Raw genomic sequence first — 6,095 nt, 5'->3', positions numbered from 1 at the left:
CTGCCCGCCCCCGCGGGGCGGGCCCCCACCCCACCTACCCGGCGGGCGGGCGGGGTCGCCCCACCCCCCCCCCCCCCGCGCCGCAACCTGCGCAAACAGCAAAAGCCGCTATTCGTTTTCTTCGAAGTAGTGCCCGAACTTGACCTGCTTCGTACGGATATAGCGCTCGTTTTCCTCGCGCGTCGGGATGGCAAGCGCCACGCGCTCGCACACGGGGATGCCATGCTTCGTGAGCGTGTCGAATTTCTTGGGGTTGTTGCTCATCAGTCGTACCGACGTGACCTTCAGGAGACGCAGGATCGCGGCGGCCGAATCGTATTCGCGGGCGTCGTCGGGCAGGCCAAGATCAAGGTTCGCCTCGACCGTGTCACGCCCCTGTTCCTGCAGCGCATACGCACGGATCTTGTTGCTGAGGCCAATGCCGCGCCCTTCGTGACCGCGCAGATAGAGCAGCACGCCACAGCCTTCCGCCGCGATATAGCGCAGCGCCTGATCGAGCTGCTCGCCGCAATCGCAGCGATATGAACCCAGTACGTCGCCCGTCAGGCATTCCGAATGCAGACGCGTCAGCACGGACTTGCCGGTCGTGACATCGCCCATCACCAGCGCGAGATGTTCTGCTCCGTTTTCGACCACGCGAAAGACATATGACGTGAACGTGCCATAACGGGTGGGAAGCGTGGCGGTGGCGTCGAGTACGACGCATTCGCCGTCGTCGGATGCGCAGTTCGTGGACGGTACGTGAGGCGTGGGCATGGCGTTAGACAAGGATGCGGACAAACCGGATACATGGCCGGGATCACAACCCGGAAATCGATTCCGGCATTAAAACCGGATCAAGACTGGACTGGAGTTTACCGCTAATCGCCATCGTGCACCGATTCAACCCCACGGAACGCCGTGCTTCAGCGAAAACAGCCACGCCTCGCACGCAACAGCAGACCACGCCTATACTGGAATGGCCTGTCCACACGACAGCGCGCCACCCAACGACGTGCTGCATTGCGATACGGAGCCGCTCCATGACAAGCGTTGCACAAGTACTTAAAACGAAGCCAGAAAATATCGTCTACACGGTCACGGCCGGAGATTCCGTCTACGACGCGATCAAACTGATGGCGGACAAACAGATTGGCGCGCTCGTCGTCATGGATGGCGAGAGCATCGCCGGCATCGTCACCGAGCGTGACTACGCGAGAAAAGTCGTGCTGATGGACCGCTCGTCAAAGGCGACGCCGGTGCGCGACATCATGAGCCGCGCCGTGCGTTTCGTGCGCCCCGAGCAGACCACCGACGACTGCATGGCGATCATGACCGACTTCCGCATGCGTCATCTGCCCGTCATCGACAAGGAAAAACTCGTCGGCATGGTGTCGATCGGCGATCTGGTGAAGAACATCATCGCGGAGCAGCAGTTCACGATCCAGCAACTGGAGCTGTACATCACCGGAGAGCGGCCCGCGTAGCGGCATCCGCCCGGGCGTTGCGGCGCATCACGCGTTACCTCGCGTAACGCCTTGCGCGACAACGAAAAAGCGCCCAGACCGCGAGGATATGGGCGAAGCCACCTGTATGGGCGGCGGAGGTTCTTCGATCAAGGTTGGGCCGGCTTTCTCCGCTGGGGCGTCTTCCGCTTGCCCCGGGTGAAAGCCGGTATGCGCGTGCGCGTCAGGTGCGCGCCGCGTGCCAGCCGTCAAACGACAGCTGGCGGTCGCGCCTGCCGGGATCACCCGGGGAATGCCCCGGGCCACGGCTGGCCGCTAAAGGTCAGTTGCCAAAGTACACGTTACGTTGCTGCGGCGTCGAGCCCGCATCGCCCGATTGCGACGAACCGGTCATTGCCGCGCCGTAACCGCTGGTATCGGCAACCGGCGCCTGCGGAGTCACGCCATGTTCAGCGTTCACGCGTTCCTCGGCGGCCTGGATATCCGCCGGATACTGCGGATCCCTGCGTGCCGGGTTGTAGCCCGCCTGTTCAAGCTGGATCAGTTGCGCACGCACGTCAGCGCGGGTTTCGGGCTGGTTCGTCTGGGCAAACGAAATGGCCGGCGCAACAAGGACTGAAGCAACGGCAACGGCTTTGATCAGGGATTTCATGACTCACCTCCAGAACTTGTTCTTGCCTGCGCAGAACACACCATGTGTCGAGCGACTAAGTCCAGTGTAGTCAACGCTTAACAAAGGGAAAACCCCTATTTTCGATACAAACACTTGCGAAATACGCAAGAATACTGGCATGAAGGTCGATTGAAAGGCTCATCAACCCATATTTACCGTAATAATCGCAGGATTCGTAAGCGACTGAAGGGAATGGGGGCTTAGACGTCGGCTGCGCCGCCGGCAGGCAGCAGGAGAAGCTTTCGCGGACCGCTCACAAATGCGCCAGGGGGCAGGTAAAACCGCAGGGGCTGGTGCATTTCGCGTGAAAGGCCAATGCGTTTTGTGGCGGCGACGCGTGGCTCGGGTTCGCCTTCGCCCCTGCCGATCCACAAATCGCGGCCGGTGCACAGATCGCGACCGTCGAACGACTGGCCGATGCCAAACGCCAGCGTCAGCCTTCCAGGCCCGCGCGCCAGATCGCGCAGCGGCACGCCCGGCCGCCTCGCTTCCATGAGCGCGATGCCCTCGACAGGCTCGACGGCGCGCATCAGGATTCCGGCGCCGATATCGACGGTTTCGCTCGACATATTGAGCATGTACGCTGTGCCGTAAGTCAGCCGCACATACGCATGGCCGCGTTCGAGGAACATCGAGCCGTTATAGGGGCGACGCCCCTGAAAAGCGTGGCTCGTCGAATCCCCCAGCGGATAGGCTTCGGTTTCGACGATTCGCCCGCCCATACGCCCTTCCGGCACATCGTGAACCAGGTATTTACCCACCATGAAACGCGCGAGTTCTACGGTGTCGACAGGCAGTTCTTCGCGTCTGAGCGGCACAATCCGGGTGGATTGCTGTGTGACGCGTTGCGTCAAAGCCTCATTTCGTGGTCGCGTGGCGGTCACTATGGCACCATTTGAGGTATCTTTACCTTCCAGCACAGATGGACAATCATACCGGCAGGTGTTTTAGCGCTTCTGTCCGCATTATCGCCATATATAACGCAATACCAGAACACCGTTCCATCGCAACTCAATCAAGAAGTACCTTGGTGGTGTAGTGCAACGGTTCCGCCCGGGACCCACGCAAAATTGTGACAACAGGAGAAAATGCATGAAGGCAATCCACGCAATCAAACTGGCAACTAGCGCACTTCTCGTCGTGGCATCGGTTGGCGCCTACGCTCAGGCGAGCGATACGCCTGCTCCGGATTCGACCGCTGCCAACAAGCAGCAATACAAGGCGAGCAAGGCAGCTAACCGCGCGCTCCAGAAAAAGGTGCGTTCGGCACTGTCGAAGGCTAAGGGTGTAAGCGTCGCCAACATCACCGTCCGTGCAATCGACGGCGCTGTGACACTGCAAGGCACCGTGCCGGAACAGGCGCAGAGCGACAAGGCGACGGAAGTCGCCAAGGGCGTAGCGGGCGTTACGTCCGTCAAGAACGCGCTGTCGATCCGTCCGGAAGGCACGTAATACAGCAGGCCGATTCATCCCGGCCACACGCCGCCTCGAACGAGGCGGCGTTTTTTTTCGCGCATTTTCGGCACCTTAATACCTGCCTTTTTAAATGCGCTTATATCCGGCATGGCTGAACAGCGATTACAGTTTCCATTCAACCTTCAAAGCTGCGCTGCATTTCGCGGGCAATGACGATTTGCTGAATCTGCGTGGTGCCCTCATATATGCGAAAAAGGCGCACGTCACGATAAAACCGCTCGATGCCATATTCGCTCATATAACCCGCGCCGCCAAAAATCTGTACCGCGCGATCCGCTACCCGTCCGCACATTTCCGTTGCGAACATCTTCGCGCACGACGATTCGCCCGTCACTTTCTCGCCCGCATCGCGCCTGCGCGCGGCATCGACAATCATGCAGCGCGACGCATAGATTTCCGCCTTGCTGTCGGCGAGCATTGCCTGGATCAGCTCGAATTCGACGATCGCCTTGCCGAACTGCCTGCGCTCCATCGCATAACGCAGTGCGTCGGCCAGCATGCGCTCAGCCGCGCCTGTCGCGACGGCCGCAATATGCAGACGCCCCTTGTCGAGCACCTTCATCGCGGTCTTGAAGCCCACGCCTTCCTTTTCTCCGATGAGATTTTCTGCCGGCACGCGGCAGTTCTCGAAGATCACGTCGCACGTATGCGCGCCTTTCTGACCCATCTTGCGATCGATCCGTCCAAGCGAAAGACCTGCGGTGCCGGCTTCGACAACGAACGCCGAGATCGCGCCCGCGCCCTTGCCCGTCGGGTCCGTGCGCGCCATCACCGTGAAGAGCCCGGCTTCGGGCGCGTTCGTGATGAAGCGCTTGGTGCCGTTCAGCACGTAGTCCCCGCCATCGCGCACGGCCGTGGTCCGAAGCGAAGCGGCGTCCGAGCCGGCTTCCGGTTCGGTCAGACAGAACGAGCCGATCAGTTCGCCCGATGCGAGGCGCGGCAGATACTTTTCCTTTTGCGCCGGCGTTCCGTCGATCACAATGCCGGTTGAGCCGATACCGTTATTGCTGCCGATCGCCGAACGAAACGCGGGCGAAGTCTTGCCGAGTTCCATCGCGGCCAGCACTTCCTCTTCCATTGTGAGGCCGAGGCCGCCGTACTCCTCGGGCAGGCACAGACCAAAGAGGCCGAGGTCTTTCATTTCCTGCAGCAGACCCGGCGGAATCTGGTCGGTTTCCGCGACGAGCTCTTCGCTGGGTACAAGACGTTCCCGAACAAAGCGGCTGATGCTGTCGAGCAGCATGTTCAATGTTTCCTGACTGCGGATCACAGCGTCTCCTCAAGGATGCAGTTTCATCATTCTTCGATCACTTTTTTATTTTAATGTACGGGCTGGGTATATCTGCTGACGCCCGCTCCCCCTCACCGAACAGGAACGCCCCGCATGACTACAACATCGACGCTGCTGCCGCGCTGGACACTGTGGGTGCCGATCGCCGGCTGGATCGTGCTCGCAGCCGCCGCGCTGCTGCCGGGCAACGCCGTGCTGCTCGCGCTCGTCGGCGCCGCGCTGGCGGGTGCGGTCTTCGCGGCCGTCCACCATGCGGAAGTCGTCGCGCATCGCGTGGGCGAACCGTTCGGCACGCTGGTGCTCGCCGTTGCCGTGACCGTCATCGAAGTGGCGCTGATCGTCTCCGTGATGCTGAGCGCCGGCCCCGAGAAAGCGGGCCTTGCGCGCGACACGGTATTTGCCGCGGTGATGATCGTCTGCAACGGAATTGTGGGGATATGTCTGCTTGCCGGCGGGATTCGCCATCGCGAGCAGGATTTCCAGATTCGCGGCGCCAGTGCGGCGCTTGCAGTGCTCGCATCGCTTTCGGTGCTGACACTGGTCATGCCGAATTTCACCAGCGCCGAGGGGCCAGTGCTCACGCCATCGCAACTGGCGTTTGCGGGCGTCTCGTCGCTCGTGCTGTATGGCGTGTTCGTATTCGTGCAGACCGTGCGACATCGCGATTACTTTCTGGCCGACGTCTCCGATGAAAACGTCCATGCCGAACCGCCCAGCGCGCGCATCGCGTTGCTGAGCGCCGGCCTGCTGGTGGTGTGTCTCGTCGCGGTCGTGCTGCTCGCGAAGCTGCTCTCGCCTGCGGTGGAAACAGCGGTGGCCGATGCCGGCCTGCCCAAGGCGGTCGTCGGGATCGTGATTGCGGCGCTCGTGCTGCTGCCGGAAGGACTCGCGGCGGTTCGCGCCGCACGCGCGGACCGCCTGCAGACGAGCCTCAATCTCGCGCTCGGTTCAGCGCTTGCGAGTATCGGGCTCACGATTCCCACCGTCGCGGTCGTGTTTCTGTATATCGGTCAGCCGCTACAGCTCGGCATCGACGGCAAGGAGATGGTGCTGCTCTTCCTGACGCTCGTGGTCGGCACGCTGACGCTCGGCACCGGCCGCACCACGATCCTGCAGGGCGCGGTGCATCTGTCGCTGTTCGCCGCGTGGCTGTTCCTGTCGATTGCGCCTTGAAGATGCGACAGCCATTGAAGCACCCGCGTCAATGGCT

At 61.5% G+C, this 6,095-nt stretch carries 7 protein-coding genes; 3 read left to right on the top strand and 4 right to left on the bottom strand.

Features of this window, described 5'->3' with window-relative positions; translation table 11 throughout:
• Positions 1-108: 108 nt before the first annotated feature.
• Positions 109-756 carry a GTP cyclohydrolase II gene (gene ribA, locus LPA36_RS11500; protein WP_228876482.1) on the bottom strand — a complete coding sequence of 216 codons (648 nt, stop codon included), beginning with the start codon at positions 754-756 and terminating at the stop codon, positions 109-111.
• A 266-nt stretch (positions 757-1,022) separates the two neighbouring features.
• On the opposite strand from ribA, the gene LPA36_RS11495 reads away from it, so the two are divergent.
• On the top strand, positions 1,023-1,466 hold the full coding sequence (locus tag LPA36_RS11495; RefSeq protein WP_228876481.1) for a CBS domain-containing protein: 444 nt from the start codon (positions 1,023-1,025) through the stop codon (positions 1,464-1,466).
• Positions 1,467-1,767: 301 nt separating this feature from the next.
• On the opposite strand, the gene LPA36_RS11490 is transcribed toward LPA36_RS11495, so the two are convergent.
• Positions 1,768-2,097 carry a DUF4148 domain-containing protein gene (locus LPA36_RS11490; protein WP_228876479.1) on the bottom strand — a complete coding sequence of 110 codons (330 nt, stop codon included), beginning with the start codon at positions 2,095-2,097 and terminating at the stop codon, positions 1,768-1,770.
• 221 nt (positions 2,098-2,318) lie between these two features.
• Positions 2,319-2,972, bottom strand: coding sequence for a DNA-3-methyladenine glycosylase (locus tag LPA36_RS11485; protein WP_228876477.1), 654 nt, complete (start codon positions 2,970-2,972; stop codon positions 2,319-2,321).
• A 238-nt stretch (positions 2,973-3,210) separates the two neighbouring features.
• Here LPA36_RS11485 and LPA36_RS11480 point away from each other — a divergent pair, with 238 nt between their 5' ends.
• Positions 3,211-3,570: a BON domain-containing protein gene (locus tag LPA36_RS11480; RefSeq protein WP_228876476.1), complete on the top strand. Its 360-nt coding sequence runs from the start codon at positions 3,211-3,213 to the stop codon at positions 3,568-3,570.
• 139 nt (positions 3,571-3,709) lie between these two features.
• On the opposite strand, the gene LPA36_RS11475 is transcribed toward LPA36_RS11480, so the two are convergent.
• Positions 3,710-4,864, bottom strand: coding sequence for an acyl-CoA dehydrogenase family protein (locus LPA36_RS11475; RefSeq protein WP_228876474.1), 1,155 nt, complete (start codon positions 4,862-4,864; stop codon positions 3,710-3,712).
• A gap of 114 nt (positions 4,865-4,978) precedes the next feature.
• Between LPA36_RS11475 and LPA36_RS11470 the strand changes: the two genes are divergently transcribed.
• Entirely contained in the window at positions 4,979-6,058 is a 1,080-nt protein-coding gene (locus LPA36_RS11470; RefSeq protein WP_228876472.1) for a calcium:proton antiporter, read from the top strand.
• The last annotated feature ends 37 nt before the right edge of the window (positions 6,059-6,095 follow it).

Source organism: Paraburkholderia saeva, from assembly GCF_907164555.1.
In the GTDB taxonomy this organism is placed as follows: Bacteria; Pseudomonadota; Gammaproteobacteria; order Burkholderiales; family Burkholderiaceae; genus Paraburkholderia; species Paraburkholderia saeva.
Note: the sequence above shows the minus strand (reverse complement) of the source record. Positions and strands in the feature narration are given on the sequence as shown.